Here is an 18,430-nt window from a genome sequence, read left to right as displayed (position 1 = left end):
GGCAAGGTAAACAATAGCCAAAATAGTTATAGGAATATATGGAGTTGAAAACGTAGGTCAAGTGGAGTAGAATTTTATAATTTGCTTCATAAATATAGTATTTTAATATTTGGCTCTGTTTTAAACCAATGTTGATGAATGAAAAAACTTAAAGTGGACACTTAATTTGCCCACTTTAAGTTCGTCTAAAAAGAAGATTCCGAACTTAATAGCAATCATTTTACCTCGTAATGGAGTTCGACAAATTGATTGAATTTCCTCATACTCTTTAACTTCAGTTCTAATTCAAAATCATTTTTTTTGAATAGCGGGATTCCATCACCTATTAGTGTAGGTGCTATAGTAATAATAAACTCGTCAACTAACCTTTCTTTAATAAAAGAGTGAAGTAAATTACCACCGCCAACAAGCCATATTTTACCGCCATCCATTCTCTTGATTTTATTTGTAAACTCCACTACATCCTGATTTATATATTCTACGCTTTCATCCTTGCCGATTTTTGATTTGGAAAATACATAACACTTCTTATTCTTGTAGGGGAAATTACCTTTTTCTTTTTCAACAATCCAGTCATAAGTTCTTCTACCAATTAAAATAGTGTCAACAGTGTCGTAGAATTCAGAATATCCATTATCTCCTTCACCTGCAATTTTAAACAACCATTCCAAGGAGTCATCTTGTGTTGCTATGTAACCATCTAAACTTGTTGCTATATATAAAACTAAATTTCTTTTGTTAGACATATATAAACCTCCATCTTAGTAAAATTTTATCTCATTTAATAATATAATTTGTGAACCATATTCTACTATTGTTTAATAGTTTATATTTACATTATACACAATGTGTGGTTTATAATTCCAGTTAAAATATGAATTAAAGCGAATTTAAACAAATATTGGTTGTCTATTCTTAAATTCCTTTATCATAGTATAACTATGAGGTATACTACTATGTACTATCAAATTTTTGATTCTTATTGTCTCTTTTTCTGTAATGAAAGTATCTATCCATTTATGCCATTTAAGGTAGTTGCTTAAGTATTTAGTTGCAACACCATTAAACCTGCTCATCCATCTTTTTAAATTAGAATGAAGGCTATTAATGTGTTGAATATGGTATATGTCTTCTTTGTGTCTACCTCTTTTAATTCTCTTATGTTCTAATTCCATATCTGTAGCAAATTGCATATAACTCTTATGGCTATCTGTGCAAAGAATGGATTCTTCTCCCATACGGTTGATATAAAGTCTTTTTAATTCATCGGAAGTCATTCTACCAGTGCATAGTAACTCTATAATTAAATTACCTTGCCTATCAAGAGCAGTTGCAACTTCTAACAAGATGGAAAACTACGGAAACGTAGAATTTATTAGTAATGATATTTGTGGTTATATACAAAACTTACAGAAAGAAGAAGGTAAGGATATTTGGCTCTTTGGAGGAGGAGGTCTTACAGATTGTTTTATAAAAGCAGATATAGTTGATGAATACATTATTGGTATTATACCTATAATTCTAGGGAATGGAAGACCATTATTCCTTGGTAGCAATCCTACTATAAAGTTACACTTAGATGAATACACAGTACAAGATGGTATTACAATACATAGATATTCAAAAAGAGTGTAATAAATAATTCAGCCCAAAAGTATAATGAATCTTTATTAATATTATAAAAAACTCACCTTTCACAAAACCCTGTGAAAGGTGAGTTTTATTTGATTCTAATAATAAACATGTAATAGGATTTAAATTCATTCTTAAAAAATATTTAAAGGTTATGCTCTAATTTAATTAGTAATAATTGCCAATGGAAACTGTCTTTAGTATAATATAAATTAGTATTTAAAGAAATATTTAAGAGAAGTGGTGCGCATAATTGAAAAAGAAATTAGTTTTAATTTTAGTTGTCCTTTTGATTGGATTTATTGTTTGTATTAATAAGACAGATGATGAAATAATAATATTTCCAGATAAAAATTTAGAAAATGTAATAAGAAAAAGAATTAAGAAACCTACAGGAGATATTTTTAATAGTGATGTTGGAAAAATAACTATTTTAGCTTGCTGGGAAATGGAAATTAAAGATATTTCGGGTATGCAAAATTTGATTAATTTGACTGATTTACAATTAGATGATAATAAAATATCAAATATTGAACCAGTGAACTCTCCTACCACTTGCTCACGCTGAAGTGTAGGCTTCTTGGTGCATCCAAGAACTTTTCCTGCTTCACAGATTTCGCAATCTACTTTCTCCACAGGCTATCCCCGTAAGACCTACGGTTCTTAGTTTTTTAGGCTATTTCTAACAAGCCTTGTTTCAGTATATTTTTACTGGCATTTATATCCCTATCATGAATGCTATCGCATTTAGGACATATCCATTCTCTTATTTGTAGTGGCATTTCATCTAAAATATAACCACAATTATTGCAAGTTTTAGATGATGGATACCATCTATCTATCTTATAAATTTTTCTTCCATACCATTTTCCTTTATAATCTAGCATAGTAACAAATTTATACCAACTTACATCTGAAATACTTTGAGCTAATTTATCATTCTTCATCATATTTTTAACTGCTAAATCTTCAAGAACTATAACTTGGTTTTCGCTTACAATTCTTTTAGATAACTTATGAATAAAGTCTAATCTTTGATTAGATATATGTTCATGTAGTCTAGCAACTTTTACTCTTTGCTTATTCCAGTTATTACTACATTTTTGTTTACTACTTAATTTCCTTTGTTCTTTTGCTAACTTATTTAATGACTTTTTTAGATACTTAGGGTTTTCTATCTTTTCACCATTTGATAATATTGCAAAATGACATATTCCTAAATCTATGCCAATATTTCCGATAACTTTTTCTAATGTATCTATTTCTGTTTCAACACATATTGCTATAAAATATTTACCACTAGGAGTTTTAGTTACAGTAGCATTTATTATTCTACCTTCAACATATCTATGAATTTTTGTTTTAACCCATTTCAATTTTGGTAGTTTTATTTTATCTTTTTTTATGTCTATATTATTATTAACGAAATTACTTGTATATGCTTTATAGTTGTCTCTTTTACTTTTGAATTTCGGTCTGTCAGCTCTACCATGAAAAAAATTTTTGAAAGCATTATCAAGATTTCTAAGTGTCATTTGTAGTGATGTACTATCAATTTCTTTAAGCCATACAAATTCTTTTTTCATACTTGGCAACAAATTTTGTTGTTCTGTATATTTCACACATCTTTTTTCGTCCTTATATACTTCATTTTTTTGATTTAAGAAATGGTTATATATAAATCTTGAACAACCAAAAGATTTCTCAATTACTTCTATTTGTTTTTTATTTGGATATAATCTGAATTTGTATGCTTTGTTGATTTTCATTACGTTCACTACCTTTACTCTTCATATGACATCTTAATCAATCCTCAAGAACATTCATTCTTATTATTTCCCATTAATGATTTTTTATCCAAGTAAAAGCGTTAAGATTATGCATTCATCTCCCACTTATAGAAGTTGAGAGACTTCTGCTAGTTACGTTAAAAAATTTAACTAAGTTAACTAGGTTAAATCTAAATAAGAATGAAGTAAGTAATATAGAACCTTTGAAAAAATTAACTAAGTTAACTCATTTAGTTCTAAGACGAAATAAAATAACAAATATAGAACCTTTGAAAAACTTAAAAAAATTAACTGGTTTATATTTATGGCACAATGAAATAACCGATTATTCACCTGTAGAACCCTATTATGATAATTTAAGATACAAAGATTTTGAATTACATTAATAGGTGATGAATAGGTATCAAACCTTTTGAAATTTTGCTATGTGTTTACCGTATAAGCAGTGACAGCGATAAAAAATAAGTAGGATGGGTTAATAGAAAGTTATGTTCAACACATAGGGTTTATGAGGTTAGGGGAAGATAAATCAATAAATGTCATTGAAAAGGAGTGTGAAATGTTGAGAAAAGCAATAATTATAAAAGAGAGATGTCCTCAGGATCATCCATGTCCAGCTTTACCAAAGTGTCCAACGGATGCTATCCTACAAAAGGGATATAACGCTCCTGAGGTCATTGAAGAAAAATGCATTGGTTGTGGAAAGTGTGTTAAAATTTGTCCTACTGGGGCGTTTCAGTTTGAAAGATAAGTATAGTTAGCAGTACCTTTGTACAATAATGACGTGGTTTAGAGTAATCATAGAGCTTGGCGATTTAATGTAGATGAGATGCCAAGCTCTGTGTGTTTTTTTACACTATTTTTTATTGCTAAGCACTTACTGTGGTGGGGATAATATTTTTATCTATTTCTCCAGCCTTTGTTAATGCCATTTTAGTTAGTAGTGGGCCTACCAATTCATATACTACTGTGGCTCCTAAGATGATTGCTCTTATTTCCATTCCATGAGTAGGCAACGCCTCTTGCGCTGCCATAGCAAGTCCAATTGCTACTCCAGCTTGAGGTACCAAAGTTAACCCTAAATATTGTTGAACACTTTGGGGTGATTTTGCTATTTTTGCTCCCAATCCAGCACCTACAACTTTTCCAATAACTCTTACCACAATATATAACACTCCTGCCATTCCTACCTTTAAGAGTATTGATAAATCTAGTTCAGCTCCTGCAAAGGTAAAAAATGCGATAAAAATTGGTGGAGTGAATCTATCTACAACCTCTAAGGCCCTCTTACTATTAGGCATAATATTGGATAAAGTTGTCCCAATAGCCATACATAATAATAGTGGTGAAACATTAAAATGACTAGAAATCCCTACAGATATAAATACTATTCCAATTGTTAAAGCTAATAGGTTATCTCCGCCTGTTGTTTTTCTAGAAATGAATGCCGATATTATACCTATGCCTATACCGATAACAACAGCTAAAATTATTTCCATAATAGGTTCTACCAACATATTAAATAAGGTTACCTCTCCACCAATGGATGATAATCCTTTAGCCACTGTTATAGATACACCAAAAACTATAATACCTACTGCATCATCCATAGCAACAATGGGGAGCAGAGTATTTACTACGGGACCTTTAGCTTTATACTGCCTGATTACCATAAGTGTTGCTGCGGGTGCTGTAGCTGCTGCAATTGCTCCAATCACTATACTAAAGCCTAAATCTTTTCCCCCTATAGTAAACATAACTAAGGTTACCAATATTACTGCACTTAATGCCTCAAATAGAGTGATTATTACGATTCCCTTACCAACTTTTTTAATATGGGATATCTTCAATTCACTACCTATACTAAAAGCAATAAAACCAAGTGCAACCTCTGATATTATAGATAATTGACCTACAATATCATGTGGAATTATTTTTAAGAAAGATCCTCCTATCAATACTCCACCTAAAAGATATCCAGTTACCTCTGGTAACTTAATCTTTGAAACAGCTTTTCCTGCAACAAGTCCAACAAGTAAAATTAATCCTACGTAAAATAAGATATGCATTTCTAGCGCCTTCTTTCGTTAAATTGGTTGATAAATACTGAATTCAATGTATTTGATTTTTAAATATAGGTATTATTTTATGATACCCCTATGGGGTATTGCTGATATATAGTATATACCTAAAATATAAAAATGTATATATATTAATTTAAAAAAATAGGGGGGAATTTTATCCAAAGTAATTTCAGAAAGGAATGGTTAATACAAAATTATTTTTAATAATATTGTATAGTAAAATAACTTTGACAACTTCTGTCTGCATGTCATATAATGAGAATGGACAAAAGCTGTCTATGACAAGGTAAAAGGAGTGATAATAATGGATAAGAGATTTGAACACATAGATATCAATAATGAAAAAATTCATAAAATAATCAACTGTGCTTTTGAAGTGTTCAGTAAAAATGACTATGAAAAGGCATCTACTAACAATGTTGTTAAGCAAGCGGGGATTTCTAGAGGGTTACTTTATCATTATTTCAAAGATAAACAAGAACTATTTGATTTCTTAGTATTTTTTTCAATCAAAGTTGTTGTTAAAGATATGGAAGATAGGATTGATTGGGATGATACAGACATATTGAACAGAATGAGACAATCAATAAAATTGAAATTTGAATTAATGGAACGTTATCCCTATATGATAGAGTTTTTTCAAAAGTACATAGATAAAATTAGTCGTAGTAATATTCGAAATCAAACAGAAGAAATATCCCCTGGAATGAGAGATAAATTCTATACCTATAACATAGACTTCAGTCAGGTTAAAGAAGGAATAGATATAGAGAAAATGATTAATGTGATGAATTGGACTTTAAGAGGAAAAGCGGAGGAATACTGGGATATAATGAAGTCAGAGGATACCACATATGAGCTAAATAAGCTACTAGAAGAATGTGACGAATATATTAAATTCTTAAGAGATCAATTTTTTAAATAAACGATATGAGGTTGGTAAGGTGGTGATATTTTGAAAAATAAAATAAAAGAAGTAAATACAAATCCAATAACCACGGATTTAACTCAGTTTAACTGGGACGTGGTACCTCAACCAAAGGGGACAATATGTGTAAGAGGAAGTATTTGTGAGCTCATGCCAGAGCCTTTAGTACCACTTTATGCTGATTATGCGGGAAATCACGTTAGCAGCACAATGCTGAAATTATTTGATTTGCTCATGGGTGAAAGTGAAGTACTTGCTTTCATGAAGTTTTATATTATAAATGGTTATGGGTATTATCAGTTCACCATGGACAGACATTTCTATTGGTTTATGCTAAAAAAAATGAAGAAGGTTAGGATTACATTAAATGTTCATCCTGAGTGGGTTGAAAAGGGAAGACTGCCTACGATTAAAGCAAGATTAGCTGAGCTGAAGGAGTTAAACTTAAAGGATATAGATACTAAAGAGCTCTATGAGATTACCCATGAATTGACTGAAACAATATGTGCTTACTATACCTATTGTCAAATTTATTTAGCACAAGCTTATAAAAGTGAAAGACTATTTACTAAGTATTATGATAAAAAGATTAAGCCTAAAGTCAATATTCCTTCTCACGTCTTTATGCTTGGAGACGATGCTGCGCCAACTCTTGCAGATAAAGCTCTTTATGCCTTAGCACAGGAAATCAAAAAAGATGTAAAAACAAAAGAAATTGTCATCAACAACAGTAGCGATGACATTAGAGCACTCATTGAAAGTAAGGAGTTTGAAGATCATCCATTGTGTAAGAAGTTTAGAGAATATTTGGATGTCCACGGCAACATGCTTTATGACATAGATTTTTCAAAACAGACACCCCATGAAGAACCAAGACTAATTATAGAAGCATTAAAGATTTACGTTAATGGTCTTGGTGAAGACCCAATTAAGAGACAAAAGGAATTACTTTTAAAGAGAGATGAAGCTAAAAAGAAAGTTAAAGAAGTAGTTTCAGATTCAGTTTACAGAAAGTTTCTGATTAAGTTGAAGCTCGCAAGGTTTAATGCTCCATTTAGAGAAAATGGTCTAGCCAATATGGGTATTTGTCAGCCATTCCTCCGAGAAGTTTTCTTTGAAATAGGTATGCGTCTTAAAAGAAAAGGCATTATTAAAATCCATGAAGATGTTTTCTGGCTAAAAGAAGATGAGTTAAAGTTTTTCGTATCTGGTCAGAACTTAGGGTCTTTAATTGACGAGATTCCAAAGAGAAAAGCACTATGGAAAAAGCAGAAGGCCACAAATCCACCTTCATGCCTACCTAAAAATGCTAGAATGTTTGGTATGAAATTGGATGAATTTTTACCAAAAAATCTAGAGGAACACACTGGGGACAACTCCTATGAGGGGAATGGGAGGAGTTCAGGAAAAGTAACGGGTAAAGCAATTGAAGATAAAAAGGAAGATTAGGACAATAGGGCAAGTTAATATGTATTTTGTTTGGAGCAGCAAGTCCACAATAATCAATCAATGATTGTTGTGTTTTTTTTTATATTTGACGAGACACAATTATTTCCAAAATTAGAGAACTATGATATAATACACTTGTCTACACAATCGCAATTATTACATTATATTTTACATAGTTAGTAGACAAGGAAGGGGAACTACTTTATGAGAAAATCTGTTATTTATGCGTAGCAAAGGCTATTGCATATGAATGAATAATTAAAAATATGAAATAGCCTTTGCTCGATCCTAAAATTAAACTGAATTTAGGAGGAGCATATAATGAGCTATGTTAAAGCAACAGAAGTGTTACCAGAGGAAGTATTAAATATAATTCAAAAATATGTTGAGGGTGAATATCTTTATATTCCCAGAAAGAAATGCAACAGAAAGGCTTGGGGAGAAACTACCAAAAGTAAAAATAAAACTGCTGAAAGAAACCTAGAGATATATAGAAAATACCAAGAGGGTACATCTATAAAAGATCTTTCGGAAATGTATTATTTGGCACCCAAAAGCATACAAAAAATTATTTCGAAAATTAAAAGAGAAATCTTGCAAAAAAATGCGTCATAAGCAAAATGCTTATTGGCGCATTTTTATTTCAGAAAAAAGTTGTAGGTTGATAGTGATATTAATCCAGTGATACCATTTAAATAGGAAGTTAAGAAAGTTGTGTAAGAAGTGGGGAAATAAGACATGAATTAAAACAATTTATATAGTTTAAAAAAATAAAGATATTATGAGTTTAAAATACTAAAAGAAGGAATGATGAAACATGCAAATTACGATTTTACCAAAAGATTATATAATAACAATGACAGATTTTACTCTTGACACATATTATTCTGATTTTATTTTGAGGGCTCTAAGGGTTCAAAATACGTCTAATGAGCCTATGGAAATTGAGGAGATTTCTTTTACTGTTAAGAAGAGTGGGCAGGTTATAAAGAAGTATTCTTATGATAGTGAGTTATTAAAGTTTTGGATACCAAGATGGAACAAGAAAATTCAAATATCAGATGATCACCAAAGGGCAGCACTGATAGGTACAAGAGAGTTTTGGGACTATAACAGTTTAGCTGAATGTACCATTTTGAAGCCAGGAGAGGAAATAGGGTTAAGAAATGAATATTTCCACATCGTATTTAATGAGCTTTTGGATGAGCTTCTAATTCGGATAAAGTATAGTCAAGATGGAATTGAGTGCATTGAAAGCAAAAAAATAGATTTAGTTAAGTATGAGAATAAGAATAAATACATTTTCCCGGTTAAAGGAACATGGCAGGTTCAAGGAAATTTTGACTGTCTTGTTGGTCATCGTTGGAGACATGCTGATGAGTTTGCTTTTGATCTGATTAAACTGGATGGAGACAATAGACTGCTAGTTGATGAGAGTAGGAAGGAAGAGGACTATCCTTGTTATGGAGAGGAAGTTTACGCCATTGCTGATGGAGTGGTGGTTCAGGTTTATGAAGAGATGAAAGAATGTACCTTTGGAATGAGCCCTGAAGAAGAGAAAAAAATTGAAGACATTCATGGATATTGGCCAGTGATTACAGGGAATATAGTAGCAATCAAACATGAAGGAGGAGAGTACTCACAGTATGATCATCTAGTATATCATAGTGTGAACCTGAATGTAGGAGATAAAGTAAAACAAGGTCAAGTTATCGGAAGGGTTGGAAATACAGGAATGTCAGGAGGTCCACACCTTCATTTTGAACTAACAAGTGGCTTTGATGATGAGGCAAGAAGTTTTCCATGTTTCTTTACTAATATTAAGAATCAATTTGGGAATCCAATTGATATTACCACAGAGGAATACACTATAGTAAACGCTGAATAGAAAGTAAAATATAGTAATATAAATTGATGTATTAAGGCTGTAAATAAAGGGGAGATTATAATGCAATTAAGTACAATACCAAAAGATTCTATTATCAACATGGCAGAAGAAAACGGGGGACAAGTTGTTTCAAACTTTCTTTTGCACGGTCTGAAAATTAAAAATGATACAGGGGAAAATATAATCTTAAAAGACATAAGTTTTGAGTTGTATTCCGCAGGGGTTGCAGTTAAGCAAGTTACTTATCAAGGTAAGTACCTTGATAATGCTGTAGAAAATTTTGCAGAAAACAATGGGTGGCTTTGTAAAGATATTGGTGCTAAATTATTTTTAGGGGAAGAAGATTTTTGGAATGCAGAATGCTTTGCAAAATCAGTAGTAATGAATGAAAATCAAGAAACAGGTATATTTAATGAGTATTTCATTACAGTACATGAAAGCGCTATAGATGAATTAAGAATAAAAGTTGCTTATGATAAATTTGGTGAGAAACATGTTCAAGAACTGAGCGTTCCATTGGTTCAATATGAAAATAAAAATCAGTATATATTTCCACTTAAAGGAAGTATAAGTACTTGTGGACATTATAAGAGCTTGCTTGACCATCGTCAGCATTATTCCATGGAATTTGCTATTGATATGGCTCAATATAATGTTGAACAAAAGTTATCTTATAAGGAAAATATGAGTAAAGAAGATTATGTAGTATATGGCAAGGATGTGCTAGCAATAGCTGATGGTGAGGTTGTAGATTGTTACCATAGCTTTGAAATAACTACATCTTGGAATTGGTCAGAGAGAAAGCCATTTATAGATCAATATGGCTTTATGCCTGCTCAGTGTGGAAATCATATTGTTTTAAAACATGATAATGAAGAGTATTCTTTTTACGGGCACTTAGCTACAGATAGTTTAACTGTAAAAAAAGGTGATAAGGTTAAACAAGGACAGGTTATAGCTAAAGTTGGACATACAGGAATGTCTGGTTGTCCTCATCTACACTTTCAATTAATGGATGGACCAGATTTCTTAGCTGATAGAGGACTTCCTTGCTCTTTTTCTAATATAAGGAATGTAGATGGTGATAGAATTAGTTTAATAGAAGAAGAGAATATAATTGTGCATGCAGAATAATTCAAGTAAATAAAGAAATGATAAAAGAACTAAACATGATAAAACAGCTATAAGTCAAAATATATTACTATAATGGTTAAAGATAAAAAAATTAAGAAACTTGATTTTAAGACGACCTAAAGGGGGGAGTTTAAAATGATAAATATTAATATTGAAACAGATAATCTAATTATCAGACCTTTTTCACCAGCAGATGTAAAGGATGCAGCCTATTATAGTCAGCAGCCAAAGGTGTCCTATTGGATGGCTGATATGGTTATGCATGATGAGACAGAGGCACTTGATTGGATACAATGGATAAATAATAAGTTTGATATTATTGAACCATTTATAATGTTAGCAATTGAGCATAAGGAGGAGCATAAATGTATTGGCTTTGTGGGGGTACATCCACAAGCAATGATAGACAATGAAGTTGAGATTTCATATGCTGTTTCAGATAACTACCAAGGTAAAGGTTACGGTACAGAGGCGGCTAAAGTATTAATTAAGTGGGTTTTTAAAAATACTGAGTTGAAAGAATTAGCCGCTATTGTTAAGCCAGAGAATAATCCTTCTAATGCTGTAGTTAAAAAGCTTGGTTTTCAAAATGTTGTTACTAAGATGGCTAAATATTGTGGTGAAATGTGCAAATTTAATTATTACAAATTATGTAAGAAGTAATACTACTAGTTTTGTACATCGACAAAATACCGAAATGAAATTTAGTGAGAATTTAAATATAAAAATAAGTGTGAAATTAGTTTTTGCTTCTCAAAAGTGAATCCGAAATGTTCAATAATAGGTGTGTTTTTTTATTATAAAACGCTCAACTTTTTTTCGGAATCATTTATAATCATCACCCAGTAAAAAAATGATGCTATAATCAAAACAGTCACTAAATATAGAGGTTCCAACTTAGATTTTTATTTATTCGTGTCCATAACTCATTGATACCCTGAGATTTTGGAACGGTTATTGTATAACTTTTTCTAAGGTGTGCATAAATAAATTTTCGTATAGGAATCTCTATAGTGAAAACAATGAGGTTATATGGGGGGAATTATAATGAAAGTAGAAACAATTTTAGCAACTAAAGAAACAGAAAATATTATTAAAAATTTATATCCATTATATCTACATGACTTAGCAGAGATATATGGAGAATTTCCAAATGAATATGGAATATTTGAAGAAGAACCTATGAAAACTTTAGCTGAACAGTATGATGTACAAAATGTGTGGTTTGAAAAACCGGGAGAACTATATCCATTTATAATAATGGTTGATGGTAAACCAGCTGGATTTGATTTAGTCTCTACTAAGCCATATACTCCAAGAAGCACTGACTATTATCTTTATGAGTTCTTCTTGCTTAGTCCATATAGAGGGAAGGGAATAGCAGAGGAAGCAGCAAAACAGGTATTTGATAGATTTAAAGGTAAGTGGGAATTGTATACTGGACATAAGAATAATGAAAGAGGACAAGGTTTTTGGAGAAAGACTTTATGCAATTATACTGGTAAAAATTATGAAGAAACTAGTGGGGAAACTTTTTTGAAGGATGGAATAAAAACTATATTTAAATTTAACAATAGTGAAGTATAGAAAAAAATATTTACAAAATAATGGTTATGCTGTATAATAAAACTTGTACAGAAAATTTAGAATATAATTTTTGAAAGGAGATCATAGAATGATTAATTTAATATTTAAGCCAAGAAGAAAAGTTAATCTTAATAAAAGAATATATGATCTGCTGTCAAGAGAAGTTCTGTTTTAATAGTTGAACAGAAGTATTTTTAATATGTTTATCTGACCGCAGACTAAAAAGCTGCGGTTTTATTAATATAAAATTAGTTTACCAGCCGCAGAGTATTCTGCGGCTTTTTATATTAATATATTTGGACACTTATTCAAATCGGTTATCAGTCGCAGTGATAGTTGAGCATTTAATTCAAATGCTTAATTGTAACTGCGATTTTTTCTTGTAGCTAAATTAAAATAAGTGAGTTGATTAATCTATATTTAATAAAAATATTAGGAGGTAAATATGAGGATTTTAACTTTTATATAAGCACACAACTTGGGAGGTAATATTTATTGAAATATTCAAAGAAGGAATTACAAAAAGAATTAACACTAAAACAATTTCCCTTATCGGCGAAGTATGATATTGAGTGGATAAATGAAAATGAAATGGGACCAAATGCAATATGGTTGGCAGAGTTCCTTACAGATAAAATTAATCTAAAAAAAGGAATGAGGGTATTAGATTTAGGATGTGGAAAAGGACTAAGTTCTATATTTCTAGCAAAAGAATTTGGTGTTCAAGTTTGGGCAACAGATTTATGGATAGGTGCAACTGAAAATTTTAAACGAATTAATGAGCAGGGGATTGAAGATTTGGTTTATCCAATTCATGCAGATGCTCATGATTTACCTTTTGCAAATGGTTTCTTTGATGCAATTGTAAGTCTTGATGCATATCATTACTTTGGAACAAATGAAATGTATTTAGAAAGCCTAATTCGATACTTAAAGCCAAATGGTCAAATTGGAATAGTAGTTCCATCAGTTAATAAGGAATTTAATAGCAAAGTTCCAGAAAGGCTTAAACCATATTGGGAGCCGTATCTATTTACTCATCATTCACCAAATTGGTGGAAAGAGCTTTGGGGACGCTCAGAAACTGTTACAGTACAAGTTGCAGACACTATGCCAAATGGTTATGAAAATTGGCTGAAGTGGGATGAAACTTTAAAAGAAGCAGGAATTCTTAAACGAAGTGGTGATGTTGAAATGTTAGAAGCAGATGGTGGCAATTTCACTTGGGCAAGAATAGTTGCTAATAAAAAATAGGTAACAAAAAAAGTTGAATTTAATTGGGGGAAAAATATGAAAATCATTATTAGAAATGCTGAACAAGATACTGATGTAAACAAGGCAGAAAATATTTTTATTGCCTTTGATGAAAATAATGAATACTTAGGTTATGGATATGTTTATCCTTCTTTTAATTATGATATATCTTATAAGCATCCACATAATATTTATATTGATATAAATGTTGAATCTAATATTCAGTGCTGTAATAGTGTAATGGATGCATTGTTCGAAAGAATTATGAAGAGAGCTCATGAAATAAGAGATGAGCATAATGATATAAATGCAAGAATATATGGTGGTTGCTTTGCTAGTGATACTGAAAAAATTCAGTATTATATATCAAAGAGGTTAGCTGATGATGAGGGTACACATTTGTATGAAAAATATATAGCGAAGCAAGGTGTAATAAATAAAGAAGTTGATGGAATTGAAATAACGGAGTATAAAATAGAGCAAGAACATGAAAAACTAGATTTTATTCAGGTTTATAATTCAATTAACAATAAGAAAATAGATTCTGCCAGTTTAGAAGAAATGATGAGTGAAAAACTTTGGAACAATTTCTCTGTTTTTTTAGAAGGTAAAATGGTAGGAAATATAATGGTTTATGAAAGGGTGAATAAAGACAACGAAGTAGTTGGATATATAGAAAATATTTTTGTTGATAAAGAATGTAGAAATAAAGGAATAGCAAAACAATTATTAAACAAAGCTTTTAAGTATTTTATAGATAATGGAATTGAGATATGTGAGTTAGAGGTTTGGAGTGTAAATGAACGTGCAGTTAATCTATATAAATCCATGGGGTTTGAATTTATAAGAGAAACAGAAATATATCCAGGGATAAATTTATAGAAATAAAGGTCTTATTAAAATCAACTTAGGAGGGATATTAATTATGGGTATTTGGGGAAAAGTTAAGAAAATTGATGGTAAGTATGAAGTTACAAGTGGAATAATAGAAAACTTAAAAAATCAAATACAAGAAGGTAACTTAAAAGAATTAGATAAGTTTTGGGGAAAAGTTGAAAAGGAAGGTGCACCTTTACTTGAAAAGATTAAGGATAATCACAATGAAATGCTTGTAACCTTTTTGTTTAGAGAAAATGAAGGTGCTGAAAATGTTGTTGTAGTAGGAAGTGTTCCAGGATATAAATATAAGGAAAATACCATGATGAAATTATTAAATTCTGATTTATGGTATAAGAGTTATGTTGTAAGAAACGATGTGAAATTTAGGTATCGATTTTCTGTAAATGATACTTTTGATGATGACTATGAAAAAAGATCTAAAAAAATGATTCCAGATCCATTAAATCCTAAAACATTTATTTATGTAGGGGATGAAGATAATGAAGAGGTTGTTGATTCATTATTTGAAATGCCAATGGTAAAAGACGAGAAATGGGTAAAAGAAAGATGTATTGATAAAAAAGGAAAAATTGAGCTAGTTAGATTTGAAAGCAATACTCTAGGTGGTAAAAGACGACTGTGGATTTATACTCCTATTGGATATGAAAAGGAAAGTGTACCTTGCAATTTAGTAGTTTTAACTGATGGTTTTAATTATACAAATGTAATGTCAGGCAAAAATGTTTTTGATAATTTAATTTATGATAAAAAAGTTGAACCATTTGTTACAGTGATGATTGATACTTCCAGTGATGATAGATATAAGGAATTGACTTGCTCTGATATAATGAGTGATTTTATATGTGGAGAACTTATGAAGTGGATTAGAGAAAACTACAATGTAACTAATGATCCTGCCAAAACAACTATAGGAGGATTAAGTCTTGGAGGACTTATGGCAGCATATGTAGCACTTAAACATTCAGATGTTTTTGGTAATGCACTTTGTCAATCAGGGTCATTTTGGTGGGAAGAGGAATGGTTAACTCATGAATATGAGAAAGAAGAAAAACTTCCAGTAAAATTCTATTTAAATGTAGGGGTGTTAGAGGATAGACCATATGATATTGAGCCAACAATGATGGATGTTATAAATAGAATGAGAGATGTCCTTATAAATAAAGGTTATGAAGTTTATTATGAACAGTTTCAATCTGGACATGATTTCCTATACTGGGGAGAAACTTTAGGTAATGGGTTAATTTCATTAATAGGTAAGTAGATTGAAAGGAGGTAATTATGAAGAGAGATATTATTTTATTAGGACCTGTTGGTGTAGGCAAATCAACAATAGGAAAATTATTATCATCTCGTCTGAATATTCCACAAGCTAGCTTAGATAAGAAGAGGTGGAGTATATATAAAGAGAGTGGCTATGATTTTGAGTATGCTGAAAAAATCAAGCAAGAAGAAGGGTTTTTAAGGCTATATAAATATTGGAAACCTTTTGAAGCTTATTCAGTAAAACGAGTTTTAGAAATGTACCCAAATCACATACATGACTTTGGGGCTGGCCAATCAGTATATGAGGATAAAAACTTATTTGAGGAAGTTAGTGAAATTCTTAAACCATACTCAAATGTTGTCCTATTATTACCTTCACCAAATAAGGAAGAATCTCTTAATATATTGTTTGAAAGGAACAAGTTCCCTCACAATGATTTGTTTATTAAGAATCCTTCCAATGAAAAGCTAGCTAAAATTATAGTTTATACAAAAGGAAAAACACCAGAAGAAACATGTGAAGAGATAATAAGTAAATTGAAACTATAAATGCATCAGGTTTGAATTTAAAAAGAGAAGTTCTCTTTGGATATGTAGAAAGACAAGTAGAAGAAGAGATTAACAAGGGGAAAGTTAAAAGCAAGAAGTAGGGAAGATAAATTAGATAAAATATAAGAAATGAAAGTAAAAAAGGAGGTATTTTATGCTAAACGGGAAAATTAATGGTATTAAAAAATCTGTATTAAATATGTTAGAGGAACTATATGAGATAAATATAGAAAAAGATAGGATTTTTTCATATGAGTTAGTAGAGAGAATGAATGACATTACTAAAATTTTAAAGAAGGAAATAAGTGTAGCTATTGATAGAAGAGGAAGGATTATTAATGTTGCAGTAGGAGATAGCAGATCTGTTGAACTACCAATGGTAGATACTAAGGAGAGACGATTAAGTGGGGTTAGAATAATTCATACTCATCCAACAGGCAATAGCAAGCTTTCATCACTAGATATATCAGCATTAATAGAATTAAAGTTAGATGCTATGGTTGCAATAGGGGTACAAGAAACTATTGATAGTATCAAAGTAAATATTGGTTTCTGTGATGTTTACAATAGGAAATTAATTACCAATGAAATGAAGAATATAAGGGTAAAAGAAGCAATAGAATTTGATCTTCTTGATAGAATCAATCATATAAATAAAATAATGGACGAGATTCAGGTATATGAAGATGATATTGAAAGAGCAATTTTAGTAGGAATTGATAATGAAAAAAGTTTAGATGAACTTGAAGGATTAACTGAGGCATGTGGAGTTGTTACTATTGAAAAGGTTCTTCAAAAAAGGAATAAGATAGATTCTGCTTACTATACTGGAAAAGGTAAGGTTCAGGAATTAGCTTATTTAAGACAAGTTGCAGGGGCAAATGTAATTATTTTTGATGATGAATTATCTGCTTCTCAAGTAAGAAATCTTGAAGAGAGAGTAGGATGTAAGGTAATAGATAGATCAGTATTGATTTTAGATATATTTGCAAGAAGAGCTAAGAGTAAAGAGGCTAAGCTTCAAGTTGAATTGGCTATGCTTAAACACAAATTTTCAAGACTAAGAGGTTTTGGAGCTGATCTTGCAAGAATTAGAGGTGGTGTTGGAACAAAAGGGGGAGTAGGCTCAAGAGGTCCTGGAGAAAAGAAGCTTGAAACAGATAGAAGGCATATAGAAGATAGAATAGATGATATAAAAGCTGAGCTTGAGAAAGTAGTAAACACAAGAGTTGTCCAAAGAGAAAATAGAAATAAAGATAATATAAGTAAAGTAGCATTGGTTGGATACACTAATGCAGGGAAATCAACTTTAAGAAATAAACTTTGTGATGTATCTTCAACAAATCATGTTAATAAAGGTGGGGTATTTGAAGCAGACATGCTTTTTGCTACATTGGACACAACTGTAAGAGCTATAAATTTGAATGATAATAGAAAAATAACTTTATCTGATACTGTTGGGTTTATTAGAAAGCTTCCTCACGAATTAGTAGAAGCCTTTAAGTCAACATTAGAAGAAGTTATAGAAGCAGATTTACTTTTACATGTTGTAGATGCAGCTAATGAAGAAGCTATTGCTCAAATAAATGCTGTAAATAATGTTCTTGGTGAACTAAATGCACAGGATAAAAATATAATCATTGTATTAAATAAGATTGATGTTGCAGATAAAGATAATCTTAATCTTTTAAAAGATTCATTAAAGGGACAGAAAGTAGTTGAGATTAGTGCTGTGAATGAAAAGAATTTGGATAGATTATTGGATATGATTGGTGAAGAAATTCCAGTGAAATTTATTGAAAAAGAATTTGTTATTCCATATGATGCACAAGCACTTGTATCTATGCTTCATGAAAATTGTAATATTTTATGTGAAGATTACAAAGAAGAAGGAACTTATATCAAAGCAGAAGTTTATGATGAAATGTATAACAAGTGCAAAGAGTTCGAAGTACAGTAGAAGAATAAAAGG

Annotated in this window: 18 protein-coding genes and 2 pseudogenes; 16 read left to right on the top strand and 4 right to left on the bottom strand. The window is 30.8% G+C overall.

The window, feature by feature from the left end; all coding sequences use genetic code 11:
- Positions 1-215: 215 nt before the first annotated feature.
- Together KDK92_RS05025 and KDK92_RS05020 are read right to left on the bottom strand one after the other, a co-directional pair.
- A complete protein-coding gene (locus tag KDK92_RS05025; RefSeq protein WP_250857977.1) occupies positions 216-746 on the bottom strand; it encodes a dihydrofolate reductase family protein in 531 nt (176 codons plus the stop codon).
- A 144-nt stretch (positions 747-890) separates the two neighbouring features.
- Positions 891-1,337, bottom strand: a pseudogene (locus KDK92_RS05020) (IS1595 family transposase); the annotation flags it as partial.
- On the opposite strand from KDK92_RS05020, the pseudogene KDK92_RS05015 reads away from it, so the two are divergent.
- A pseudogene (locus KDK92_RS05015) lies at positions 1,330-1,635 on the top strand (dihydrofolate reductase family protein); the annotation flags it as partial. The pseudogenes KDK92_RS05020 and KDK92_RS05015 sit on opposite strands and share 8 nt — an antisense overlap.
- Before the next feature lie 250 nt (positions 1,636-1,885).
- Positions 1,886-2,200 carry a hypothetical protein gene (locus KDK92_RS05010; protein ID WP_250857975.1) on the top strand — a complete coding sequence of 105 codons (315 nt, stop codon included), beginning with the start codon at positions 1,886-1,888 and terminating at the stop codon, positions 2,198-2,200.
- 103 nt (positions 2,201-2,303) lie between these two features.
- On the opposite strand, the gene tnpB is transcribed toward KDK92_RS05010, so the two are convergent.
- Entirely contained in the window at positions 2,304-3,401 is a 1,098-nt protein-coding gene (gene tnpB / locus KDK92_RS05005; protein ID WP_276575868.1) for an IS200/IS605 family element RNA-guided endonuclease TnpB, read from the bottom strand.
- 86 nt (positions 3,402-3,487) lie between these two features.
- Here tnpB and KDK92_RS24905 point away from each other — a divergent pair, with 86 nt between their 5' ends.
- Together KDK92_RS24905 and KDK92_RS05000 are read left to right on the top strand one after the other, a co-directional pair.
- Entirely contained in the window at positions 3,488-3,808 is a 321-nt protein-coding gene (locus tag KDK92_RS24905) for a leucine-rich repeat domain-containing protein (RefSeq protein ID WP_420852326.1), read from the top strand.
- 122 nt (positions 3,809-3,930) lie between these two features.
- A complete protein-coding gene (locus tag KDK92_RS05000; protein WP_338115234.1) occupies positions 3,931-4,173 on the top strand; it encodes a 4Fe-4S binding protein in 243 nt (80 codons plus the stop codon).
- 118 nt (positions 4,174-4,291) lie between these two features.
- Here KDK92_RS05000 and KDK92_RS04995 read toward each other — a convergent pair whose 3' ends face one another.
- Positions 4,292-5,491, bottom strand: a complete 1,200-nt coding sequence (locus KDK92_RS04995) for a cation:proton antiporter (protein WP_250857973.1) — start codon at positions 5,489-5,491, stop codon at positions 4,292-4,294.
- A gap of 319 nt (positions 5,492-5,810) precedes the next feature.
- On the opposite strand from KDK92_RS04995, the gene KDK92_RS04990 reads away from it, so the two are divergent.
- The 12 genes from KDK92_RS04990 to hflX all read left to right on the top strand — a co-directional run bounded on the left by KDK92_RS04990 (position 5,811) and on the right by hflX (position 18,418).
- The gene (locus tag KDK92_RS04990) at positions 5,811-6,431 is read left to right on the top strand and encodes a TetR/AcrR family transcriptional regulator (protein ID WP_250857972.1); all 621 of its coding nucleotides are present in this window, start codon (positions 5,811-5,813) and stop codon (positions 6,429-6,431) included.
- 30 nt (positions 6,432-6,461) lie between these two features.
- Positions 6,462-7,883, top strand: coding sequence for a hypothetical protein (locus KDK92_RS04985; RefSeq protein WP_250857970.1), 1,422 nt, complete (start codon positions 6,462-6,464; stop codon positions 7,881-7,883).
- Positions 7,884-8,204: 321 nt separating this feature from the next.
- Positions 8,205-8,498: a CD3324 family protein gene (locus KDK92_RS04980; protein ID WP_250857968.1), complete on the top strand. Its 294-nt coding sequence runs from the start codon at positions 8,205-8,207 to the stop codon at positions 8,496-8,498.
- Between the two features lie 202 nt (positions 8,499-8,700).
- Complete coding sequence (locus tag KDK92_RS04975; protein WP_250857967.1) at positions 8,701-9,771, top strand: M23 family metallopeptidase; 1,071 nt, start codon at positions 8,701-8,703, stop codon at positions 9,769-9,771.
- A 60-nt stretch (positions 9,772-9,831) separates the two neighbouring features.
- Positions 9,832-10,905: a M23 family metallopeptidase gene (locus KDK92_RS04970; RefSeq protein WP_250857966.1), complete on the top strand. Its 1,074-nt coding sequence runs from the start codon at positions 9,832-9,834 to the stop codon at positions 10,903-10,905.
- Between the two features lie 135 nt (positions 10,906-11,040).
- On the top strand, positions 11,041-11,568 hold the full coding sequence (locus tag KDK92_RS04965) for a GNAT family N-acetyltransferase (protein ID WP_250857965.1): 528 nt from the start codon (positions 11,041-11,043) through the stop codon (positions 11,566-11,568).
- A gap of 384 nt (positions 11,569-11,952) precedes the next feature.
- Positions 11,953-12,492: a GNAT family N-acetyltransferase gene (locus KDK92_RS04960; protein ID WP_250857964.1), complete on the top strand. Its 540-nt coding sequence runs from the start codon at positions 11,953-11,955 to the stop codon at positions 12,490-12,492.
- Between the two features lie 495 nt (positions 12,493-12,987).
- Positions 12,988-13,746 carry an SAM-dependent methyltransferase gene (locus KDK92_RS04955; RefSeq protein WP_250857963.1) on the top strand — a complete coding sequence of 253 codons (759 nt, stop codon included), beginning with the start codon at positions 12,988-12,990 and terminating at the stop codon, positions 13,744-13,746.
- A 36-nt stretch (positions 13,747-13,782) separates the two neighbouring features.
- A complete protein-coding gene (locus KDK92_RS04950) occupies positions 13,783-14,628 on the top strand; it encodes a GNAT family N-acetyltransferase (protein ID WP_250857962.1) in 846 nt (281 codons plus the stop codon).
- Between the two features lie 43 nt (positions 14,629-14,671).
- Positions 14,672-15,907, top strand: coding sequence for an alpha/beta hydrolase-fold protein (locus KDK92_RS04945; protein WP_250857961.1), 1,236 nt, complete (start codon positions 14,672-14,674; stop codon positions 15,905-15,907).
- A 17-nt stretch (positions 15,908-15,924) separates the two neighbouring features.
- Entirely contained in the window at positions 15,925-16,458 is a 534-nt protein-coding gene (locus KDK92_RS04940; RefSeq protein WP_250857960.1) for a shikimate kinase, read from the top strand.
- Positions 16,459-16,612: 154 nt separating this feature from the next.
- Positions 16,613-18,418: a GTPase HflX gene (gene hflX, locus KDK92_RS04935; protein ID WP_250857958.1), complete on the top strand. Its 1,806-nt coding sequence runs from the start codon at positions 16,613-16,615 to the stop codon at positions 18,416-18,418.
- Positions 18,419-18,430: the final 12 nt, after the last annotated feature.

The organism is Oceanirhabdus seepicola, assembly GCF_023684385.1.
Taxonomy (GTDB): Bacteria; Bacillota; Clostridia; order Clostridiales; family Clostridiaceae; genus Oceanirhabdus; species Oceanirhabdus seepicola.
The sequence above is the reverse complement of the archived record's forward strand: the minus strand, read 5'-3'. Positions and strand labels throughout refer to the sequence as shown.